Source organism: Deinococcus yavapaiensis KR-236, from assembly GCF_003217515.1.
Classification (GTDB): domain Bacteria; phylum Deinococcota; class Deinococci; order Deinococcales; family Deinococcaceae; genus Deinococcus_A; species Deinococcus_A yavapaiensis.
The window spans coordinates 36,156-57,207 of record NZ_QJSX01000021.1 but is presented as its reverse complement, the minus strand read 5'-3'; the positions used below and the strand labels follow the sequence as shown (position 1 = coordinate 57,207).

Below are 21,052 nucleotides of genomic sequence, written 5' to 3'. Positions count from 1 at the left end.
CTGGTCGCCTTGCCGATGCCTGCGTTTGCTCAAACCGACGATACCGGCACCACGACCGACACCACGACCGGAACGACCGACACGACCGGAACGACCGACCCGAATTCCAGTGACGCCGGGGTCGGCGAGCAAGGCACCCTGGAAGACGCCGAGGAAACCAATGGCTTTCCGTGGGGCCTGCTCGGCTTGCTGGGCTTGGCAGGCTTGATTCCTCGTCGTGACAATCGACGCGAAGTGCACCTCGGCGGTCCCACCGACGGTCCTCGTCGCTGATCGACGCAGGGTGGAACGTCAGGGGCAAGCGCTCCTGACGTTTTGTCTTGTCGTACTTTCCCAAGCTCGCAGGTGACATTGCGGTGATACAACCTCCGCTTCGACGCCTGCCGTGCCTCGAACACTCTGCCTTCTCCTGAACGCGGGGAAGCTCTCTTCGGACCGACGTTCGAGCCTATGCTGTCAGCATGCTCGAAATCGGCTCGATCGTGTGGGGCGTACGAGATGTGCCGCGCGCCGTCGCCTTCTGGACCCAGGCCCTGCGGTACCGCCCGCGCGAAGCCCCGTCCGACGACTGGGCGGTGCTGGTCCCGCTGGACGGTCACGGCCCACAACTCGCGATCAAGCTCGTCACCTCGGAAGCGTCGACGCACCGTCGTCATCACCTCGACCTCTACACGCCTGATCAGGAGGCGGAAGTGACGCGACTCGTCGCGATTGGAGCCAAGCGGGTGGACTGGCGGTACAAGCCCAGCGCGGATTACGTCGTGCTGGAAGATCCGGATGGCAATCGCTTCTGCGTCGTGCACAAGGGCGCTCGACACGGCGAGGCTCACGAGGAGCCATGATGCGCCGCTTCGCGTTCGTCCACGGCCGTTCACCATGGATGCTCTCGGGACCATTCGTGATGCATCGGCGTTCGTCGCGCGAGACGCTTCGTGGTGACTCGGCCCCTCGGTCGGCGCCGACGTTGCTCCCATCGTCTCTTCTCGGGGTTTCGTCCGGAGAGTACCGCCGCGACCCTCCTCGGACCCGTCCTCTCAGCTGAAGCGCGTGTTGCTTTTGCTACGATGAGCGAACTTCCATGACCGCGCCCTCTTGGCACCTTCGGATGCTCGGGACCGCTCACCTCGAATCGGCCCACGAGCTCGGCTTGCCGCTCGAGCGCAAGACGGCGGCGTTGCTGGCGTACCTCGCCCTCGAAGGGCCGACGCGGCGCGCGCGGCTCTCGGAGATCTTGTGGCCCGGAACGCGGGAGGCGGCGGCGAGGAACAACCTCGTGCATTTGCTTCGCAAGCTCAAGGCGGCCACGGGCGCCGACCTCGTGACAGGCGGTGAGATTCTCGCGCTCGCCAAGGACTTCACCGTTGACGCCCTCACGGCCCGCGAGATTTTCCTACGTGGTGAGTACGGCGAGTTCACGCGCTTCGGAGGCGAGGTGCTGCAAGGCCTGACCTACGACGACGTTCCCGACCTCGACGAGTGGGTGGAGGCGCAGCGCGAACGCTCGCGCGAGTGGCGACGCATCGCGCTGCGCGCCGAAGTGAGGCGGCTCGAAGCGGAGGGCGAGTACGACGAGGCGCTCACGCGCGCAGTCGCGCTTCTCGACCTCGACGTTGTCTCGGAGGAGGCGTGGCGAAGCGTGATGCGGCTGCACTACCTGCGCGGCGACCGACCCGCCGCCCTCAAGGCGTACCACAAGTGCGAGGAGGTTCTGCGCGAGGAGCTCGGCGTCTCACCACTGCCGGACACGACCGAACTCGCGCGGCTCATCGAAGCGAACCGCGTGCCCTCGGTCGCACCTTCGAGAGGCGCGACGATCCTGCCGGTGACGGTGCTGCGCCCACCGGTTCTCGTGGGTCGCGAGCGCGAGTGGGCACTGTTGGACGAGGCGTGGCGCGCGGGCAAGGTGGCGTACTTGGCGGGCGCACCGGGCGTTGGCAAGACGCGCCTCGCGCTGGACTTCGCCGCGAGCAAGGGCGAATTCATGGTGAATCAGGGGCGGCCCGGTGACGCGCGCTATCCGAAGTCCTCGTCGGTTCGGGCGTTCCACAACCTCTACGCGCGCGCGCCCGGCGTCGAGGTTCCCGACTGGGTCAAGCGCGAGATGGCGCGCTACTTTCCGGAGTTCGTGGAGCAAGGCTTCGAGGCGCCGCCGATCTCGAACGAGGTCGACCTACTGCGTTTCCACCAGGCGATGACGGAGTTCTTGCGGCTTCTCACGAGCGGCCATCAAGTGCACGTCATCGACGATTTTCAGTACTTCGACGAAGCCTCGCTGGAGGACGGCGCCTACATGTACGGCAACGGCAGCGTGTCGGGCGAGTCGCAGCACATCGCTCCGCCGATCTGTACCTTTCGCAAAGGCGAGCTTTCGCCGGGCGCCGAGGCCATCGTGCGCGCCCAACTCGAGGCGGGCCAAGCCGTCATGATCGAGTTGGAGCCTCTCGGGGACGCCCATTCGGACGAGTTGCTGAGTTCGCTCGGAGTGCCCGCGAGCGCCTCCGTGCGGCGCGGCGCGGCGCGGTACGCGGGCGGCAATCCGCTCTTTTTGCTTGAGACCGTCAAGCACCTCATCGAGACCGACCGACTCGGCGCCGCGTTTCCCGAGCGCTTGCCGCCTCCCAAGAAGGTCGGCGAGTTGCTCTCGAAGCGGCTCGAGCGTCTCTCTGCCCCGGCGTTGCAAGCGGCGCGGGCCGCAGCGGTGCTGCAAAGCGACTTCGACGTGGAGCAGGTCGCCGAGACGCTCGGGGCGCCCCTGATGAGCGTGGCGGAGGCGTGGGAGGAGCTCGAGGCGGCTCAGATCGTTCAAGGTGCGCGCTTCTCTCACGACCTCATCTACGAGGCGGTCGAGGCGGGCATTCCCGGCACCGTGCGCGCGCTGCTGCACCGCAGCGCCGCGCGCGTCCTGGAGCGTTCGGGCGGACCCAGCGCGCGAATCGCGCACCATTGGCAGGCGGGGACCAAGCCGAACCTCGCGGGAGAGTGGTGGCTACGGGCGGGCGAGGACGCCCTCGCCGTTTACCAACTCGCCGACGCCGAGCGCTTCTTCCGCTTGGCCGCCGAGGTGTTCGAGGCGCAGGGCGAGGCGGTGCGAGCCCGTCAAGCCTTCGAGCGCGCCGCGTCCATTCGGGAGACGGCGGCGGCACGGTGATGCTCGGGGCGGTGTCGCAATCACGTCGTCCGTGCATTGAACGAGGGTGAGACGCGGCTTCCCCGGCGCGCTCGGAGGCGCTCGCTGAAAACGTGACGACCGTGCGGCGGGCCGAGCACGACGAGTTTCGCTAAGCTCGTCGTGTTGTCGGACCACCGAGATCACGGATTCAGCCGATCCTCGCACCGAAGTCGAAGCGTTCTGAAGGTTCGCTTCTGCTAGCACCCACAGGTCAGGCGGCCGGGAAGGTCAGGGCATGCGAACGAAGAACGGTGGCTCGACCTCGACGGCTCGCGCCATCAACCAAAGCTGTCCCTTGTGGTGAACCTCGTGCTCACGGTGGAAATCGATGAGCTGGTACGTCGGCCATCGCGCTCCTCCGAAGACCGTCCGCTCGCTCTGAAGATCGTCGTCGCTCAACGACGAGAGCGCCTCGACGACGACCGGGGTGTGGTCGCGAAGCCGTGCCACCGCCGCGTTCAGCGAAGGGGAGGGAGATTGCTTTCCCCAGGGTCGACCGGAGAGCAGGTCCACGACGCCCACGCTGGTCGAGTACAGATGGTCTACCAGTTGCGTGATGCTCATTCCGCCTTCCCAGAAGGTGGTGTCGCCCGACTCGTCGGGAAGGCGCTCGAGCAAGTCGACGAGCGCGTCGCGGTGCCTGCGGAACATTTGCACATAGTCCTCTACGGCGTACGGCATGGTCGTACCTCCACGAGTACCTTAACTCATCGTCTACAACCTCATGCGCGTTCCGAAGCGTCGGGTGGGGCCCGAGAAAACGTGTCTCTCTTGTCACAAGGAGGGAGCGGTCCTCGTGTCACATTGCCTTTTCTTCCAATGTGTTTAAATTTAAACATATGGGCGAGGAGAGCACGACCCGACACGACTCACGCGCCGAACGACGCGCCCTCCTCGTGTGGACGCTCTTGGCACGCACCTACCACCACGCCCTCCAAGAAATCGAAGCCACGCTTCTCGACCACGGTCTCACCGTCATGGAGTTCGACGTCCTCGCTCACATCGACGCTCGGTCCGGGCTCACCCAGCAAGAGCTCGCCGGGCGACTCCTCGTCACCAAGGGCAACGTCACGTACCAGCTCACGAAGCTCGAAGGGCAACACCTCATCGAACGTCACGTCACCAAGCGCTGCAACCACCTGCACCTCACTCCCCGTGGCCGCCAAGTCGTCCACGACGCCGTCGTCAGCCTCAAGGCCCTTCACACGCGGCAGTTCGCCCACCTCACGCCCGAAGAGCAGCGGCAACTCACGGCCCTGCTTCGCAAAGCCACGAGCGCCCCGTCCAGTGCGCACGACAACGCCACGAGTCCCCACGCACCCTTGATCGAGGTCTGACATGCACGCCACGTCCCCCACTCATCCCAAGCGCATCGGCTTTCTCACCTTCGGCCACTGGCACGCCACGGGCGGCTCCCGCACTCCGACCGCCGCCGACGCTCTGAAGCAAACCGTGGACCTCGCCGTCGAAGCCGAGCGCATCGGATTGGACGGCGCCTACCTTCGCGTCCACCACTTCGGCAAGAGCCTCTCCACCCCCTTTCCCCTCCTCGCCGCCATGGCCGCCCGCACCGAACGCGTCGAACTCGGGACGGCCGTCATCGACATGCGCTACGAGAATCCCCTCGCCCTCGCCGAGCAAGCCGCCATCACCGATTTGCTCAGCGACGGCCGACTTCAAATCGGCGTGAGCCGTGGATCTCCCGAGTCCGCCTACCGAGGGTACGAAGCGTTCGGGCACACGCCCGCGCCGGGTCAGGCTCCCGGCGACTACGCCCGCGTCAAGACCGAGCAGTTCCGCGCCGCTATCAGTGCGACGCCCGTCGTCCACGCCGACCGAGGCGGCGCGCCCTCCGTGGCGATGCTGGCCGTTCAACCGCAGTCGGCGGGCCTTCGGCAGCGCATCTGGTGGGGTGCGGGCACGCGTCAGACCGCCGAGTGGGCGGGCGAGCAAGGCATGCACTTGATGTCGTCCACGCTGCTCAGCGAGGACACGGGCGTGCCCTTCGACGAGCTGCAAGCCGAGCAGATCGCCTTGTTCCGAGACGCGTGGCGCCGTTCCGGTCACGCGGGCGAGCCGCGCGTGTCGGTAAGTCGCAGCGTGTTGCCCGTCACGGACGACTTCGACCGCTTGCTGTTCGGCGGGCGCGACGACAACGATCAAGTCGGACTGCTCGAAGGCGTGCGCGCCCGTTTCGGCCGCAGCTACACCGGCGCGCCCGACGAGATCGCCGAGGAACTCGCTCGAGACGCGGCCGTCCAAGCGGCGGACACGCTGCTGCTCACGGTGCCCAACCAGCTTGGCGTGGAGTACAACGCGCGAATGCTGGAGACCATCGCTCGGCACGTCGCGCCCGCCCTGGGCTGGCAACCCGCGCACGAGCGCGACACGACGCGCGGAGCGCTCCAGGCACGCTGAAGGTCGAAACCTGGTTCCACGCCTCTCCGAATGCTCGTGCCTGAAGGTGAACTCGACACGGCGCCCTCTCCGAGCGCCGAGTCGCTGCTCGGAGAGGGCGTCGTCACTTCGGCGCGGGCGCTTGAAGTTGGCTCGTCAGGTGCGCCGTGTCCAGCTCTCCCCACCGCTCGACGAGCCGCCCGTCTTCGAAGCGGAAGATGTCGATGACGTGGTACGAAACGCGCTTGCCGGTCTCCGCGTGCGTCGCTTGGACGCTGGCGCGAACGGCGACGCGGTCGGCGCTCGCGAAGATGTCCACGACGTGGAACGACGCGTCAGGAAACGCCTCTTTGAAGCCTCGGACGAACTCTCGAACGCCTTCGGGGCCATGAACGTCGAAGGTGGTGAAGTGATGCACGTGGCGGGGGGCGACCAGGGCGCGAAGGTTCTCGTAGTTGCCCTGCGTCCACACTTCATCGAGGAATTGGCGGGCGACGCGCATGTTCAGCTCGGCTTCGTTGCTTGAAGTCATGTTGCGTCATTGTCCGGTCCCGTTGCCGCTTTGCCAATGCCCCTGGGCGTTCACGCGACCGAATCGGCGCCGCCCGATCTAAGTCATTTTCGGCATGTCGCGCACGAAGCGAGTTCGTAAGCTGACGTCACGTCAGGAGGACTCGTGCGCATTCGTCCGATCGATCCCAACGTCGACTACCCGCGCGTGGTCGACATCGCTTCCCGGTTCTTCACCATTCCGCCGACGGTCGAACGGCTGCGAGAAACGCACGTCTCCCCTCCTGCGGGCGGCCTCGTGCATCGTGTGGTCGCGCAAGACGCCACGGGCCGCCTTCTCGGGTACGGGCACGCGGGATACGATCCTTGGGACCGACCGGGGCATTTCTTCGTCCGAGTCGTCGTCGATCCGCCCGCGCGGCGGCGCGGCGTGGGACGCGCCTTGTTGAACGACGCCCTCGCCTTTTGTCGAGCCCACGAGGCGACGAGCGTCACGACCTCGGTGCGTGACGACGAGGCGAGGGACCTCGCGTTCGCGCGCTCGTTCGGCTTCGACGTGGCCTTCCACACGTTCGAATCCGTGCTGGACGTCGAGACGTTCGACGACGCGCCCTTCGCGAACGTTATTCCTTCGCTCGAAGCGAGCGGCGTTCGCTTCACCACTCTCGCGGACGAGGGCATGACCGAGGCGAACAAGCGGCGCTTGTACGACCTCAATCGCGCGGCGGCCCTGGATGTACCCGACGCGGACGGGACCTTCGCGCCGTACGAGGAGTTTTGTCGTCACGTGTTCGACGCGCATTGGTTTCGCGCCGACGGGCAGTTCTTGGCGGTGGACGGCGAGCGCTACGTGGCGTTGGGCGCGCTGGGCGTGCACGACGACATCGGCGAGGGTACCAACGCTTTCACGGGCGTCGACCGAGCGTACCGAGGGCGGCATCTCGCCTTGGCGGTGAAGTTGCTCGTCATTCGTTCGGCGAGAACTCGGGGGTTGCCGCGCGTACGAACGAACAACAACTCCCTGAACGCACCGATTCTCGCGTTGAATCGGCGCCTCGGGTATCAGCCGAGGCCGGGCTTCTTCACGGTAGCGCTCGAAATCCCTTGAGCGTTCAAGCCTCCTCGACGCGCCGACGCTGATCGGCGTGCAAGCGTGCGTACTCGCCGTTGCGCGCGAGGAGTTCCGCGTGGCGACCTTGCTCCACGACGCGTCCCGCGCGCATCACCACGATGCGGTCGACATGCTCGATGGTGGACAAGCGGTGCGCGATGATGATGCTCGTTCGGCCCATCATCAGCTTCTCAAGCGCTTCTTGCAGACGCTGCTCGGTTTCGGTGTCGATGTTGGCGGTCGCTTCGTCCAGCACGAGGATCACGTCCGGGTTTTGCAGGAGGGCGCGCGCGAAGGCCAAGAGTTGCTTTTGTCCCGTCGAGAGGGTCGCGCCGCGCTCTTGCACGGGCGTGTCGTATCCGTTGGCCAACTCCACGATGAAGTCGTGCGCCCCGACGAAGCGGCACACTTCGATCACGCGGTCGCGTGACAAGCGCTCGTCGCCGAGGGTCAAGTTGCTCAGGATCGTTCCCGTGAACAAGAAGACGTCTTGCAGCACCACGCCGACGTGCCGCCGCAAGTCCCGCTGAGCGTAGTCGCGCACGTCCACGCCGTCGACCTTCACGGTGCCGCGCTGCACGTCGTAGAAGCGACTGACGAGGCTGATGACGCTCGTCTTGCCCGCGCCCGTGGCGCCGACGAGGGCGACGCTCTCGCCCGGCTGGATGTGCAAGTCGAGTTCGCGCAACACCCAAGCGTCGTCCGGGACGTCTTGGCCGGACGGATGGTACGAGAACCACACGTCTTCGAAATCCACGCGACCCGCGAGATGCCGAAGGGGACGTGGCCGCGGCGAGTCGGGCAGCGTCTCGGGTTCGTCGAGCACTTCGAAGATGCGCTCGGCGCTCGCCATGGCGGCTTGCAAAATGTTGAACTTGTCGGCGAGGTCTTGCAGAGGCACGAGCAGGCGGCGCAGCAACTCCATCATCGCGACGAGCGTGCCGATGGTGACCGCGCCTTCCAAGGTGCGCAGCCCTCCGTACCAAAGCGTCAACGCGAGGCCGAGTTCCGCGATGAGCGCGACGGTCGGGTAGAACAAGCTGTACCACTTGATGGTGTCGAGATTCGCGCTCAGCAAGCTCGCGTTGAGAAGTCCGAAGTCGTGGCGATGCCGAGCTTCGCGGCCGAAGAGTTGCACGGTGCTCATCCCGGAGATGTTCTCGGCGAGGTTGGCGTTGACGATGGCTTGGCGCGTGCGCGTTTCGCGAAAGGCCGTTCGCATGTGGCCGCGCAGCCAACTCGTAACGAGAACCATCACGGGCAGCGCGCCGAACGCGACGAGCGCGAGGCGCCAGTCGTACACGAGCATCGCCGTGGCGAACACGAGCAGCAGCAGCGCGTCTTGCGCGAGCCCGACGAGTCCTTGCGTCAGGAATTGCTGGATGGCGTCCACGTCGGAGGTGACGCGCGTCATGAGGCGCCCCACGGGGTTGCGGTCGAAGTAGGCGAGCGGCAGGCGCTGGAACTTCGCGAAGAGCGCGCGGCGCAAGTCACGCACGACGAGTTGTCCGAGTTGCGTCAAAACGTACATTTGACCGTACCGCAGTCCGAAGGCGGCGAGGGCGAGCGACCCGTACACTTCGGCGAGGCCGAGCAGGCGGTCGTAACGCCGAGCGGGCGTGAGGTCGCGAAACGCGCCGATCGGAGCGAGCGCCTCGTCGACCGCTCGACGCAGCACGCTCACGAGAGCGGTGTCGACGAGCGCGAAGGTCAGCATCGTGACGAGCGCGAGCGCGGCGACGCGCCAGTACGGCTTGGCGAAGATCAGCAGTCGGGCGCGCAGGTGCGCTTCGGACGCCGTCGGAGCGGGCGCGGGCGTGGCGGTCACGAGTTCTCCCCCGCGTCGTGCGAGTCGTCCGCGCGTTGCCGCCGCACCAAGTCCGTGTACAAGCCGCCCGCCGCCATCAATTCGTCGTGCGTGCCTCGCCCCACGACGCGTCCGCCGTCGAGCACCACGATCTGGTCGAGGTCTCTCAGGGCGGACACGCGGTGCGACACCACGAGGACGGTTCGCCCGCGCATCACGCCCCGCAAGTTGCCGAGCAACGCGCGCTCGGTGTGGCTGTCCACGGCGGACAAGGCGTCGTCGAGTACGAGGATGCGCGGCTCGCGCGCCAACGCCCGAGCGATGGCCGTGCGCTGGCGTTGCCCGCCCGAGAGGGTCACGCCGCGCTCGCCGAGCATCGTGTCGTACCGATTCGGAAAGGTCTGGACGTCCGCGTCGAGCACGGCGAGCCGAGCGGCTTCTTGGACGCGGCCCGGCGGCGCCACGCGCGGTCCGGTCGGGTCACGCGTCTCGGCGAGGCCGAACGCGATGTTCTGCGCGAGCGTGTCCGAGAACAAGAACGGCTCTTGAGGCACGAAGCCGATGTGTTCGCGCAGCACGGAGAGGGGAAGGGCGCGCGCGTCGTGCCCATCGATGAGCACGCGGCCCTCGGTGGGATCGAATTGCCGCGCGACGAGCGCGGCGAGCAAGCTCTTCCCGGCGCCCGTGCGGCCCGTGATCCCGACGCTCGTGCCGCTTTGCACCCGCAAGTTCACGTGCGACAGCAGCGTCACGCCGCCGATTTGCAGCGTGACGTCGCGAAATTCCAAGTCGCCGCGCAATTCCGACACCGAGGGGTCGGTCCGGCCCGAGTCGGCGACGCGCGGACGTTCGAGCAGCAGACGCTGCAAGCGGCTCCACGAGGTGGCGCCCCGCTGGTAGATGTTGAGCATGCGGCCGATGTCGACGACGGGCCCCGCGAGAAGCGCGAGGTACGTCGTGAACGCCACGTACTCGCCGACCGTGAGGCCCGCCCCGAAGATCACGAGGCGGCCGCCGATCAGAAGAATCGTCAGCCACGCGGCGGCCATCAGCAAGCTCATCACGGCGGGCAAGGCGGCCTCGACGCGCGCGAGCGACAAGTTCAGCCGTACGTACTGCTCGTTGAGCGCCTCGAAGACCTCGAGTTCCCGCTGTTCGAGGGCGTATCCGCGTACGAGGCGCGCGCCCGCAAAGTTTTCCTGGGTGCGCGCCGCGATGTCGGACAGTTGCGCTTGGGACGCTTGAAAGCGGGCCGCGACGCGGCGGCGCAGCAACGCCGCCGCGCTCACCATGACGGGCGCGGCGACGGCGACGAGGGTTCCGAGCAACGGTTGCAAGGTGAACATCCCCACGAGGGCGCCGACAGCGATGAGGGTCACGCGGCTTCCCATGTTGAGGCCCGGACCCAGCACTTCGCGCACCGTCGAGAGGTCGCTCGCGAGGAGGTTCATGAGGTCGCCCGTGCGCGAACGGTCGTAGAAGCGGCGGTCCAGGGTGGTGAGGTGCGTGAACAGGTCGTCGCGCAACTCCGTCTCGATTTGCCGTGACGCGACGATCATCTGCCGTCGTTGCAGCAAGTTGAAGCACGCCGCGCCGAGGGCGATCGCGCCGAGCGTGGCGGCGAAGCGTGTCAAGGTGGCCGTGTCGGCTTGGCCGCTGCGGACCGCGTCGATGGCGCGAGCGAGCACGCGAGGAGAAAGGGTGACGAAAAAGGCGGTCAGGACGACCGCGACCGCGCCTATCACGTACTGACGAGTGTGGCGTCGCAGGTAGGGCGCGAGTTCGGTCAGGACTTGCAGCATGTCGACCTCATTCGAGAAGGCAGTTTCGCACAGGTGGGCTGGAGGCGTGTCGAAGACGGATGCGGGCACGTTCACCGTTCGAAGGCGCCGAGCGGGGCGCGAACGGCGACGCCGACCTTTGGCGGTCGTGGTACGGTCGGTGCATGACCTCTTCCCCGTCCTTGTCGCCCCGCTTCGAGTCGGCCCTCGTGTTCGCCGCGCGCCTGCATGCCGTGCAGACCCGCAAGGGCAGCGGTACGCCGTACGTCGCGCACCTGCTGGGCGTGACGAGCCTCGTGCTGGAGTTCGGCGGTTCGGAGGACGAGGCGATCGCGGGCCTGCTGCACGACGCGCTGGAGGACGGCCCGACGAACACGGGGCGCAGCGCGCTCGACATCGCCGGCGAAATCGAGGAGTCGTTCGGCGACGAGGTCGCGCGTCTCATGTGGGGTTGCACGGACGCGGCGCCCGACGAGCGTGGCGTGAAGGCGCCGTGGGCCGAGCGCAAGGTGGCGTACCTGGATCGCTTGGCCCTCAAGGACGCCTCGACGCTTCTGGTGTCGGGCGCCGACAAGCTGTACAACGTGCGGGCGATCCTGCTGGACTTCCTGACGAGCGACGTCGGTGAGACCGTGTTCGAGCGGTTCACGGCGGGACGTTCGGGCACGCTGTGGTATTACGAGCGACTCGCCGAGACGTTCGAGCGTCGCGCGCAAGACGAGGACGTGCGGGAGCGCCGTGGCTTGGTCGCGCTGATTCGCGAGCTTCGCCGCACGGTGGACGCGCTTCAGCACGCGGCGGGAAGTTCGCGTGTGAAGTCGCGCGACTTCGACCCGACACGACTTTGACTTCTTTCTCGCGAGGCTGTCGCTCAGGAGAGCAACGTTTCTTTAAGTGAGAAACGTGTATAGAACCTTCTGAGCAATTCTAAATGATGTTCCTCATCACGATTGCACATCCAATTCATATAGTGTTAACACAACGCTTGTCGTTTTCCTCGCGCGCGAAACCGCGCAGGAGGCTTTGAACCCTGCTCTGTAATCCGGGCACCTCGAGCAGGGGGAGCCAGTGGTGCGACCGACCTCGCAGTTCTTCTCGCTTTTTATGCCTTCCGCGCCAGTAGGCAACCGAAAGGGAATCGGCTTCTCATGCATCAACTTCACCGCCGCCGTTCGACCCGAGTCTTCGCGCTTCTCAGTACGGCATTGATCCTCGCCTCGTGCACGCGTCTTCCGACGCCTCTCCCCTCGACCTCCTCCGGAAACGGCTCGACCGCCGCGCCGAACGCGCGGCGCGTGGTCGCGACGGGCCTCACGACGTCCGGTGCCAAGCTCAAGGGCAGCATGTACTGGCCGCGCAAGGCCGTGAATCCCATGTGGTGGCCCGAGTTCGAGGACGGCCGCCTCACCGAGAGCGACATCCGCGCCGACTTGCAGCAGATGAAGCGCGACCTCGGCATCAACACCGTTCGCGTATTCCTCTTCTACGACGTCGAGTACCGCAACCTCGGCACGCTGGGCTTCACCGACGGTCAAGGGCACTTCAACGACGCGCGCCTCGCCACGGTGGGCCGCTTCATCGACATCGCCGCCAGCGAAGGCCTCGACGTTCTGCCGACGCTGTTCATGGAAGAGGAAACCAACGAGCACGGCGGATTCAACTGGGACACGCTCGAATCGAATTACCCGTACCACGAGGCGTACACGCGCTGGCTGGTCCGTCTGCTTCGCACGAAGCCCAACGTGCGCGGCGTCAACCTCAAGAACGAGCCCGACGGCTTCGGAGCGTGGGCGGACGCGACGACCGCGACGCGCATCCTCACTTGGATGGGCAAGCTCAAGGCGGCGATTCGGCAGGAAGCCCCGGACTTGCAGGTGTACGTCAACTCCGCCGCGTTCGACAACACCTTCAAGTCGTTTCCGGACGCGCCCGAGGGAAGCCGCAGCATCTACGAACTGTCCGACGCCTTGACGTTCAACAGCTACCTGTGGGCGGACAACGGCTTTTGGCCGTACGCGGTGCCCGCCACCATCTTCCGCTACATCCAGGACAACAACACGCAGCGCAAACCCGTCGTGCTGTCCGAACTCGGCTGGCCCGCGCGCGACGACGACAACGGCATGATCGTCCCGAACGTGCAGTGGAATCTGCCCGTCGGAACGCGGCCCAGCACGCCGAGCACGCCCGAGATGCAAAAACGAGCCGTCGAGGAAAGCGTGTACTGGGCCGAGAAGTTCGGCTTCGAGGGGCTCATCGCGTGGGCGGCGTTCGACCCCGCCCCCACGTCGTACCGCAATCCTTTCGGCCTCATCGACGAGAACGGCGCGCCTCGTCCTGCGAGCACGTCCTTCGCGCGGGCGTTCACGAATCAGTACGGCACGAACGGCGAAGCGCCCGTGTCGCTGTACGACGGACGCGCGACGCTCGGTAAGGTGAACGGCATCGACGGCACGACGCCCCTCCCGGCCGGCGTGAATCTCGACGCGGGCGGATCTTACTTCACGGCGCCCTTGCGATACTCGGGTTCGGTGACGTTTTCGCTGCGCTTCCGGCAAGTGAACGTACCGACGAGCGACGGTCTCGCCATCGGGGTGGTGAACGCGACGAGCGGACGCGAGATTCAAGTGCGGCGTGAAGAGTCCAACCGCTTGTGGCGCTTGTTCGTCAACAACGTCGAGATGGCGCGCACGCGTTCCGACGCGGGGCTCGGAACGGCGCTCGGCACGATGGGCATCAAGGTCGATCGAAGCGCCTTGACCTTTACGCTCGACGGAACGACGCTGAACTTCTACGGCCTGAGCGGCAAGTCGCCGTACACGATGAAGCTGACGAGTTCCGAGGTGTCGGGCACGTGGCGGTTGATGGCCGCCGCCTCGTCCTCACCCGTCGAGTTGCTCGAAGCGCGCGCGCTCGGCGCGGCGAAAGCGACTTACTGACGTCGCGGCGACCGCGCCCTTCTTCAAGGAGAGGACGCGGTCGCCTTGCCCGGCGTGACTTCGACGGCTTCGAAACGCGCGGTGCCCGCCGAGCTTTGCAAGCCGACGCGGCCCGACGGCGTTCGAAGCGGCACGTCGCGTGCCACGTTCGTACCGTCGAGCGCGAGGCTGTACGTCTTCGGCGTCGTGTCGACGCGCAGGATGTGAGGCGCCGTTCCCGGAGCTTGCGTCTTCGCCGAGCCTTGCCCGACGAAGTCGCCGTTCGCGTCGAAGTATCCCCAGAACAGCGCGGTGCCGTCGTCGCTGAAGCGAACTTGATGGCGTCCAGAGCGATCCGTGCTGTCCGACGCGCCGAAGACCACGCCGCCGCCGTTTCCGGTGAGGTTTCGGAAGGTCGTCGAGAACGTGAAGGGAGCGGTGAACACTTTGTCGAGCCGCAGGACTTGATCGAAGCCTTTCTCGGTGGTCTCGACGAACGCGCCGTCCTTCAAGGCCCACGTGCCGCCGAGGACCGACCAGCCTGCCTTGTCGGGCGCGGCGGCGAACGTCTCCCGGAAGGTGTCGGCGGTAGAGGTGCCGGGCGTCTCGGTCGACGCCGACGTATCAGGCCGAGCGGGCGCCTTCTTCCCGGAGGCGTCGGGAGTCGCGACGGACTGGGCCTTGGAGATTCCTTCCTTGACGACTTCCGCCGAGTCGAAGGCGACGGAGCTCACGGAGGTTTGCAGGCCGATGTGACCCGACGGCGAGCGCAGCGGCGCGTTCGCGACGAGTTCACGCCCGTCGAGGACGATGCCGTACGTCGACTCGGCCACGCGAAGTTCGAGGACGTGCCGTCCCGCCTTCTCGGGCGGCAGCGTCTGCGCGAAGCCGTCCCCGGTGAACTTTCCGCTCGCGTCGAAGCGGCCCCAGAAGATCCCGCTGCCGTCGTCGGTGTAGCGAACGAGTTGCGCGCCGTTCTTGGAGTCCGCGTTCGGCGCGTTGAAGATGACGCCTCCCCCGTTTCCGCTCAGCAGCCGGAAGGCGACGCGAAACACGTACGGCGCGTCGTACACGCCGCTCGACACGAGGTTGAGGTCGTAGCCTTGCGTTTGCTTCTGTACGACCGATCCGTCGCTGACGGTCCACTGCCCGCCGACGGGACGCCAACCGGCGGCTTCGACGCCTTGCGCGAGGCGAGCCGGGTCGAGCAGGCTGCCGGTCGCGCCGACCTCGTCGGTGGTCGGCGCGGCGACCGGCAGCGAGCTTCGCACTTTTTCGGCTCGCGCGAACAGCGGGTGCAGCAAGAACCCTCCGGCGGCGACGAGGCCGACGAGGATTCCGGCGAGGAACTCCGGTCGGCGCGGATTGAAGCGAACGGCGGGAACGGAAGCGTCACGCGGCTTCGGAGCGCTGCGAATAGGCTTGCCGGACAGCAGGTTGCGAAGCGCGTCGCGCGCCGGGATCTCGATGAAGCGAAACGCCAAGACGGACACGCCGACGATGATGGCGAGGTACGCGGCGAGAAACGGCAAGCTGGTGCCCTCGTTGGTCTGAAGGCCCGCACCGCTCGCGAACTTGTACAGCCAGTCCCACAGGGGGGCGTGGAACACGTACAGCGAGTAGCTCGCCTCGCCGAGCAACACGAGCAGCGGAACGGACAGCGCGGCCGTGAGAGCGCCTCGGTTCGTGGCGAGCGCGTAGATCAGCGCGGCGAACAGCGGGGCGAGCATCCCGTTGTGCAGGTACACGTACGGAAAGCGCGGGCTCACGGCGATGATCACGACGATCAGCAACGCGACGATCGGTCCGAGCAAGGTGCCCGCGCGAATGTCCGTGTGACCTTGGGCGCGCCTCGTGAGGTAGAACTTGCCGAGCGTGATGCCCATCAGGAACTCGGGCAGGCGCGTGAGCGGATTGAACTTCAAGGCGGCCAGCCAGACTTCGTACTGCCCGTGAAAGGCGCCCGTGCGCTCGGCGAGAAGGTAGATCGTCGGCGGAAGCAACGACAAGGCCCACAAGCCCACGAAGGTCAGCGCGAACGAGACGGGCGTGGAGACGCGCAGACGCGGATACAACACCGCGACGAGCAGCGGAAAGAGCAGGTAGAAGAAGCCCTCGACGGACACCGACCACGAGGGGCAGTTCCACACGCAAGCCGCGCTGGGAATCCACGCTTGCAAAGCGACGGGCGCCGTGACGCCCGTGATCCAGGCAGTGAGCGGCGAAATGAAGTTTCCGCCCGCCTTTCCGAGGAAGAACGGCAACCACAGCAGCAATCCCAGCAGGTATACCGGGTAGATGCGGGCGACGCGCGCGATCCAGAACTTGCGGGCGTCGACGGTTCGTCGAGCGTCCGCGTCGAGGTAGACGTACGTCAGGATGAAGCCCGACAGCACGAAGAACAAGGTCACGCCGACGTATCCGGCGTGCAGAATGTTCACGATCCACGCGGGCAGCCCTTCGAAGGTGCGCGTCCCGTAATGGTAGAGCACCACGTGCACCGCCGCGATGAAGCGAAGGCCCGTCAACGCGTGCAAGGTTGCCGTCGGCTGCGGGGAAGTCGTCACAGTCTCATCCTAGGAACCGCGCGCGGGCGACGGAACTGATCGAAGCTTCACGCTCGAAGCGAACGCGTTCATCGTGCCGCCTCCCCGATGGCCGCTTCGAGCTCCGCGACGAGGGCGTCGAGCCGGGCGACGTCCTGCCCGTGCAAGGTGGCGTCCGCCAAGGAGGGATCGCGTTCGATGCGCGCGGCGATCTCGGCGATTCGCGTGAACTGCAAGGTGCCGCTCGTTCCGGAGAGCGCGTGCGCTTCGAGCGAGAGGGCGCGAGGTTCGGTCTCGCCGCGCCGCACGCGCTCGAAGACCGTGCGTATCCGCGCGAGGCGTTCGGGCAACTGCTGGCGGAACTGCTCGCCTTGAGCGCGCACGAGGGCTTCGAACTCGTCGTCCTCCCGCGCCTCCGTGTTCGCCGAGTGATCGTGCAGCAGGGCGCGCACGTCCTCGGCGAGGGTCATGGGCTCGAACGGCTTGGGAATCACCCCGATCGCGCCGAGATCCAGGTACGCCTGCACTTCGGACGCCTGCACGCGCGCGGTCATGAACACGACGGGCACGTCGCGTCCGCCGGGCAGTTCCCGCAGCGCCTTGAGCGTGTCGGGTCCGGTCATGCCGGGCATCATCACGTCCAGCATCACGAGGTCGGGCGCGAAGTCGGCGAACTGCGCCAAGGCCTCGGCGCCCGAGGCGCACAAGTGGACTTGAAAGCCGCCGACGTCCTCCAAGGCGATCTGGGCGATGGCTTGAATGTCGGGATCGTCTTCGGCGAGCAGAATGCGGCTCGGCGCGTCAATCATGAGAGCCTCCGGGCAGAGCGGCGGGATCGAGCAAAGCTTTGATGGTTCCGAGAAGTTGATCGTTGGACGTTCGTGACTTCACGAGCGTCGCCGCGACGTGCTCCAAGCTGGAGCGATCGAGGTCGCTCGCCGAGAAGACGAGGACGGGCACGGGCGGGTGCGTCTCGCGCACTTGGGCGAGCAGCTCCAAGCCGTTGCCGTCGGGCAAGGTCACGTCGAGAAGGACGAGGTCGAAGGACTGCGAGCGCAGCATCGCGGACGCTTCGGCGATGCTGCCCGCTCCCTTGACTTCGGCCACCTCCTGAAGCAGTTCCTGCACGACGAGCCGCACGTCCGTGTCGTCCTCGACGTGCAGGACTTGCGGAGCGCGCCCGCCCGTGCGTTTTCCGGCCAATTTCACGGCGGACAGCAAGCGGTTGTGATCGACGGGCTTGTTGATCCAGTCCACGACCGCGATCGCGTCTCCGTTGAGCAGGCCGCGACGTTCGTCGGCGATGGCCGACACCACGATGATGGGCATCTCCGAGGTTTGAGGTTGGTGCCGCAACTGTCGGATGAACGACAAGCCGTCTCGGTTGGGAAGCAGCAAGTCGAGGACCAAGGCGTCGTACGGACGCTCGACGAGCCGCGCTTCGGCTTCCTCGGCGCTGTAGGCGATGTCCGATTCGAAGCCGCCTTGACGCAAGATGAGCTGCAGGAGGTACGCGACGTCATGGTCGTCTTCGCACACCAAGAGCCGCCGCGCCGTGGACGGAATCGGGATCTCCGTAGGAGCGGACGGCGCGACGGGAAGTTCGAACGCGAACACGGTACCGCCTTCCGGATGGTCCTCGAAGAACAGACGCCCGCCGTGACGTTCCACGATGGCCTTGCTGATGCTCAGTCCCAGTCCCGTACCGCCTTGCTGGCGCGTCGCCGAGGAATCAGCTTGCGCGAACCGCCCGAAGATGTGCGGGCGGAACTCCGCGGGAATGCCCGGGCCGCGGTCTCGCACCGAGATTCGCACGCGTCCGTCTTGCACGACACGAGAAATCGTCACCTCGCTGCCTCGCGGCGAGAACTTCGAGGCGTTGGAGATCAAGTTCGTGAGGACTTGCAGCAAGCGGTCCTCGTCGCCGATCACGCGCACGTCCGGTCCGGGTTCGACGCCCAATTCGACGCCGAATTGCTGCGAGAACGCGCGGTTGTCGTCGGCGGCGCGCTGCAAAAGCGCGGAGATTTCCACGGGAGCGTCCTTGAACTCGACTTTTCCGGACTCGATCTTTTCGATGTCGAGGATGTCGTTGATGAGCCGCACGAGCCGCTCGCTGTTGTTCAAGGCGATTTCCACGAGCTTCTTGCTGCGGGCGGGCAGTTCGCCCTGCACGCCGCTTGCCAGAAGGCTGAGCGAGCCGCGAATCGACGTGAGGGGCGTGCGCAGTTCGTGGCTCACGGTGGAGACGAACTCGTTCTTGAGGCGCTCGACCTTCTTGCGTTCCGTGATGTCACGGGCGATGACGAGGGATTCTCGCGACGACACGGGAACGAAGCGAGCCTCGAAGTCTTGAATGGCGGGCGCGTCGGGCGTCACGGCGGCCATGTCCATCGTGAACTCGGAACGGGCCACCTTTCGGCCGCGCAAACTTTCCTGCACGCCGCGCCTCAACGCGTCGGCGACGTGCGGCGGCAGGACGTCGCGCAGACGATGGCCGACCATGGCGTTCACCCACTCGGGGTTGTCGACGTCGGCGGGCGGTTTGAAGGTGCGGATCGTGCCCGTCTCGTCGACGCTCATCAGAATGTCGGGCACCGCGTTGATGAGGGCGTGCGTGCGAGCTTCGCTCGCGGCGATGCGGGCGAGCGAGGCGTCACGCTCGCGGTTCTTGCGTTGAAGCTCGTGCGACATCACGTTGAAGTTCCCGGCGAGGACCGCCAATTCCGTGATGTCGTGCGATTCGACGGCGGCGTCCAAGTCGCCGCCCGCGATGCGGGACGTGGCCTGAGACAAGCGCCCCAAGGCTTCCGAGACGCCCGCCGCCGTTCTCAAAAAGAAGATCAGCAGCAACAGGGCCGCGACGAGCACGCCGAGCACCGTCACCACGAGCGCGCTTCGCAAGGCGCCGTTGCTCGCTCGCGTGTCGGCTTCCTGTCGGACGAGTTCGTCTTGTCGGTACGCGCTGATCGTTCGGCGAATCTCGTCGACGATGCGCTTGCCGCGCTGCTCCTTCACGAGCTGCACCGCGCGCGCCGGATCGACATCCACGATGCGCAGGATCAAGCCGCCGCCTCGCTGCTCCCATTCGCGCACGAGGCGTTCGAGGGTCTGGATTTGCTGCGTGCGGCGCTGCGCGAGCCCTGAGTCCACTTCGCCGATGGTGTCGCGCAACGCCTTGAAATGCTCGGGAAGCCGCTGCTTCGCGGCGTTGTACGGTTCGAGAAATCGCGGGTCACGCGTGATGACGTAGCCGCGTTCCCCCGTCTCGAGGTCGATCACGTCGTTCAGTATGTTCTCGGCGAGGGTCAGGCTCGCTTGCGAGGTGTGCACGCGCCTTGCGAACTGGGCGTTTCTCAGAACCGACCAGGTGACCGTGGCCATGATCATCAAGAGCAGCAGCAGCGGAAACCACAAGGGGCGCAGCAGGTGCGAGCGCAACGACGTCGTGTGCGTAGGCCGCTCCGCCACGTGCCGCTCGGCGTCCGAGAAGCTCGAAGGGGATGGTGGGAATTGCGACATGTCGGCGGCGTCTCCTTGCTCGTGTTCTAGGTTCGTCGTCAAAGACGAACCTTGGGGTAGCAGGTCCGAGATTCTGGCGAGTCCTTCTTCACAATGAAACGTGTTGGCAAAAAACTTACGCTGTATGAATCAATGGGAAAGATGAGCTTCAAAGCGCATGAATTCATCGCGTCCGAATCGCCGACGATTCGAGGTTAAACTTCGGCCAGACTTCATCGAGTCGAGGAGGGCGTGTGGCTCAGTTTTTCCCGATCATCCTCGCGGGCGGCAAAGGCGAACGCCTTTGGCCCGCGAGTCGGAGCAGTTCACCCAAGCAGTTCCTGCAACTCCTCGACGGTCAGAGCTTGCTGCAAGCGACGGCCGCGCGCCTCACGAGCATCGCGGACGGTTGGGACGGCCTGTGGGTGGTGACGGCGCGCGCTTGGCTGGAGGACGTGCTCCAACACTTGCCGAACTTGCCCGCCCATCACTTGATCATCGAGCCCGAGGGGCGGGACACGGGACCCGCCATCGCGTACGCGGTCACCGAAGCCGTGCGGCAAGGCGGCGAGGACGTCATCTTGGGCTTCTTCCCGGCCGATCACTGGATCGGCGATCCGTCGGGCTTCGAACGCAGCATTCGCGCGGCGGTCCAGCTCGCAGGCGAGCGAGACGGCATCGTGACCCTCGGCATTCCGCCTCAGTACCCGGCAACGGGTTACGGCTACATCGAGGCGGGCGAGAGCCTCGCGGGATGGGAACAATGGGACGGCGCGCGCGTCGCGCGGTTCACCGAAAAGCCGAACGCGGAGACCGCCCAGGAATTCGTCGACAGCGGACGGTACTTGTGGAACAGCGGCGTCTTCGTGATGCGCGCGGGCGTGGCCCTGCGCGAGCTTCGCGCGCACGCTCCCGACATCGTGAACCCGCTGTTCGAACGTGGCCCGCAGGCGTACGCCCAGCTTCCGAAGCTCAGCTTCGACTACGCCTTGATGGAAAAGACGCGTGAAGCCCTCGTGATCCGAGCGGCGTTCACGTGGGACGACCTCGGCGACTGGAACGCGTTGGAGCGCGTGCTGGGCGCCCAGCAGGACGGCAACGCCGTGATGGGTCGGCACGTCGGCATCGACACGCACGGCGCGATCATCTACAGCACGGACGCGCGCGACCTCATCGTGACGCTCGGCTTGGAAGACCTCGTGATCGTCCGCACGGGCCACATCACCTTGATTTCGCGCAAGGACCGCGTGCAGGAACTCAAAAGCGTCTTGGCGAAGCTGCGCGAATCCCCGGACTTGACCGAATTCATTTGAAG

16 protein-coding genes and 1 riboswitch are annotated in these 21,052 nt (G+C 66.1%); of the genes, 9 read left to right on the top strand and 7 right to left on the bottom strand.

From position 1 onward, the window contains the following. The 3 genes from DES52_RS20015 to DES52_RS20005 form a co-directional block, all read left to right on the top strand. Window positions 1-273: hypothetical protein (locus tag DES52_RS20015; protein WP_425451136.1), on the top strand; the 273-nt coding region annotated here is incomplete at its 5' end. 188 nt (window positions 274-461) lie between these two features. Next, the gene (locus DES52_RS20010; protein ID WP_110888600.1) at window positions 462-842 is read left to right on the top strand and encodes a VOC family protein; all 381 of its coding nucleotides are present in this window, start codon (window positions 462-464) and stop codon (window positions 840-842) included. A 236-nt stretch (window positions 843-1,078) separates the two neighbouring features. Continuing rightward, complete coding sequence (locus DES52_RS20005) at window positions 1,079-3,148, top strand: ATP-binding protein (RefSeq protein WP_110888599.1); 2,070 nt, start codon at window positions 1,079-1,081, stop codon at window positions 3,146-3,148. Window positions 3,149-3,397: 249 nt separating this feature from the next. Here DES52_RS20005 and DES52_RS20000 read toward each other — a convergent pair whose 3' ends face one another. Continuing rightward, window positions 3,398-3,850 carry a DinB family protein gene (locus DES52_RS20000; RefSeq protein ID WP_110888598.1) on the bottom strand — a complete coding sequence of 151 codons (453 nt, stop codon included), beginning with the start codon at window positions 3,848-3,850 and terminating at the stop codon, window positions 3,398-3,400. 158 nt (window positions 3,851-4,008) lie between these two features. Here DES52_RS20000 and DES52_RS19995 point away from each other — a divergent pair, with 158 nt between their 5' ends. Both DES52_RS19995 and DES52_RS19990 read left to right on the top strand, forming a co-directional pair. Next, on the top strand, window positions 4,009-4,506 hold the full coding sequence (locus DES52_RS19995) for a MarR family winged helix-turn-helix transcriptional regulator (RefSeq protein WP_110888597.1): 498 nt from the start codon (window positions 4,009-4,011) through the stop codon (window positions 4,504-4,506). Between the two features lies 1 nt (window position 4,507). Continuing rightward, the gene (locus tag DES52_RS19990; protein WP_110888596.1) at window positions 4,508-5,587 is read left to right on the top strand and encodes an LLM class flavin-dependent oxidoreductase; all 1,080 of its coding nucleotides are present in this window, start codon (window positions 4,508-4,510) and stop codon (window positions 5,585-5,587) included. 103 nt (window positions 5,588-5,690) lie between these two features. Here the strand turns inward: DES52_RS19990 and DES52_RS19985 are convergent, their stop codons facing one another. Continuing rightward, window positions 5,691-6,098, bottom strand: a complete 408-nt coding sequence (locus DES52_RS19985; RefSeq protein ID WP_110888595.1) for an ester cyclase — start codon at window positions 6,096-6,098, stop codon at window positions 5,691-5,693. A 144-nt stretch (window positions 6,099-6,242) separates the two neighbouring features. Here DES52_RS19985 and DES52_RS19980 point away from each other — a divergent pair, with 144 nt between their 5' ends. After that, the gene (locus DES52_RS19980; RefSeq protein WP_110888594.1) at window positions 6,243-7,184 is read left to right on the top strand and encodes a GNAT family N-acetyltransferase; all 942 of its coding nucleotides are present in this window, start codon (window positions 6,243-6,245) and stop codon (window positions 7,182-7,184) included. A gap of 4 nt (window positions 7,185-7,188) precedes the next feature. Here DES52_RS19980 and DES52_RS19975 read toward each other — a convergent pair whose 3' ends face one another. Both DES52_RS19975 and DES52_RS19970 read right to left on the bottom strand, forming a co-directional pair. After that, the gene (locus DES52_RS19975) at window positions 7,189-9,015 is read right to left on the bottom strand and encodes an ABC transporter ATP-binding protein (RefSeq protein ID WP_245901177.1); all 1,827 of its coding nucleotides are present in this window, start codon (window positions 9,013-9,015) and stop codon (window positions 7,189-7,191) included. Next, window positions 9,012-10,796 (bottom strand): ABC transporter ATP-binding protein, encoded by a 1,785-nt coding sequence (locus DES52_RS19970; RefSeq protein ID WP_110888593.1) that lies wholly within the window; start codon window positions 10,794-10,796, stop codon window positions 9,012-9,014. Before DES52_RS19970 ends, DES52_RS19975 begins: the two co-directional genes overlap by 4 nt. 143 nt (window positions 10,797-10,939) lie before the next feature. On the opposite strand from DES52_RS19970, the gene DES52_RS19965 reads away from it, so the two are divergent. Together DES52_RS19965 and DES52_RS19960 are read left to right on the top strand one after the other, a co-directional pair. After that, a complete protein-coding gene (locus DES52_RS19965; RefSeq protein ID WP_110888605.1) occupies window positions 10,940-11,623 on the top strand; it encodes an HD domain-containing protein in 684 nt (227 codons plus the stop codon). Between the two features lie 159 nt (window positions 11,624-11,782). After that, window positions 11,783-11,866: riboswitch (cyclic di-GMP riboswitch) on the top strand. A 57-nt stretch (window positions 11,867-11,923) separates the two neighbouring features. Beyond that, the gene (locus DES52_RS19960) at window positions 11,924-13,711 is read left to right on the top strand and encodes a glycoside hydrolase 5 family protein (RefSeq protein ID WP_110888592.1); all 1,788 of its coding nucleotides are present in this window, start codon (window positions 11,924-11,926) and stop codon (window positions 13,709-13,711) included. Between the two features lie 23 nt (window positions 13,712-13,734). Here DES52_RS19960 and DES52_RS19955 read toward each other — a convergent pair whose 3' ends face one another. From DES52_RS19955 to DES52_RS19945, 3 genes are all read right to left on the bottom strand, one after another. Then, window positions 13,735-16,257, bottom strand: a complete 2,523-nt coding sequence (locus tag DES52_RS19955; protein WP_110888591.1) for an acyltransferase family protein — start codon at window positions 16,255-16,257, stop codon at window positions 13,735-13,737. Window positions 16,258-16,325: 68 nt separating this feature from the next. After that, window positions 16,326-17,045 (bottom strand): response regulator, encoded by a 720-nt coding sequence (locus DES52_RS23185; RefSeq protein WP_170131186.1) that lies wholly within the window; start codon window positions 17,043-17,045, stop codon window positions 16,326-16,328. Continuing rightward, window positions 17,038-19,758, bottom strand: coding sequence for a response regulator (locus DES52_RS19945; RefSeq protein WP_146237397.1), 2,721 nt, complete (start codon window positions 19,756-19,758; stop codon window positions 17,038-17,040). Before DES52_RS19945 ends, DES52_RS23185 begins: the two co-directional genes overlap by 8 nt. A 233-nt stretch (window positions 19,759-19,991) precedes the next feature. On the opposite strand from DES52_RS19945, the gene DES52_RS19940 reads away from it, so the two are divergent. Continuing rightward, window positions 19,992-21,050: a mannose-1-phosphate guanylyltransferase gene (locus tag DES52_RS19940; RefSeq protein WP_110888589.1), complete on the top strand. Its 1,059-nt coding sequence runs from the start codon at window positions 19,992-19,994 to the stop codon at window positions 21,048-21,050. The last annotated feature ends 2 nt before the right edge of the window (window positions 21,051-21,052 follow it).

Excerpts from the sequence above, each read along its gene's own strand:
- DES52_RS20010 (WP_110888600.1), top strand. The coding sequence starts at position 462 with ATGCTCGAAATCGGCTCGATCGTGTGGGGCGTACGAGATGTGCCGCGC.
- DES52_RS20005 (WP_110888599.1), top strand. The coding sequence starts at position 1,079 with ATGACCGCGCCCTCTTGGCACCTTCGGATGCTCGGGACCGCTCACCTC.
- DES52_RS20000 (WP_110888598.1), bottom strand. The coding sequence starts at position 3,850 with ATGCCGTACGCCGTAGAGGACTATGTGCAAATGTTCCGCAGGCACCGC.
- DES52_RS19995 (WP_110888597.1), top strand. The coding sequence starts at position 4,009 with ATGGGCGAGGAGAGCACGACCCGACACGACTCACGCGCCGAACGACGC.
- DES52_RS19990 (WP_110888596.1), top strand. The coding sequence starts at position 4,508 with ATGCACGCCACGTCCCCCACTCATCCCAAGCGCATCGGCTTTCTCACC.
- DES52_RS19985 (WP_110888595.1), bottom strand. The coding sequence starts at position 6,098 with ATGACTTCAAGCAACGAAGCCGAGCTGAACATGCGCGTCGCCCGCCAA.
- DES52_RS19970 (WP_110888593.1), bottom strand. The coding sequence starts at position 10,796 with ATGCTGCAAGTCCTGACCGAACTCGCGCCCTACCTGCGACGCCACACT.
- DES52_RS19965 (WP_110888605.1), top strand. The coding sequence starts at position 10,940 with ATGACCTCTTCCCCGTCCTTGTCGCCCCGCTTCGAGTCGGCCCTCGTG.
- DES52_RS19960 (WP_110888592.1), top strand. The coding sequence starts at position 11,924 with ATGCATCAACTTCACCGCCGCCGTTCGACCCGAGTCTTCGCGCTTCTC.
- DES52_RS23185 (WP_170131186.1), bottom strand. The coding sequence starts at position 17,045 with ATGATTGACGCGCCGAGCCGCATTCTGCTCGCCGAAGACGATCCCGAC.
- DES52_RS19945 (WP_146237397.1), bottom strand. The coding sequence starts at position 19,758 with ATGTCGCAATTCCCACCATCCCCTTCGAGCTTCTCGGACGCCGAGCGG.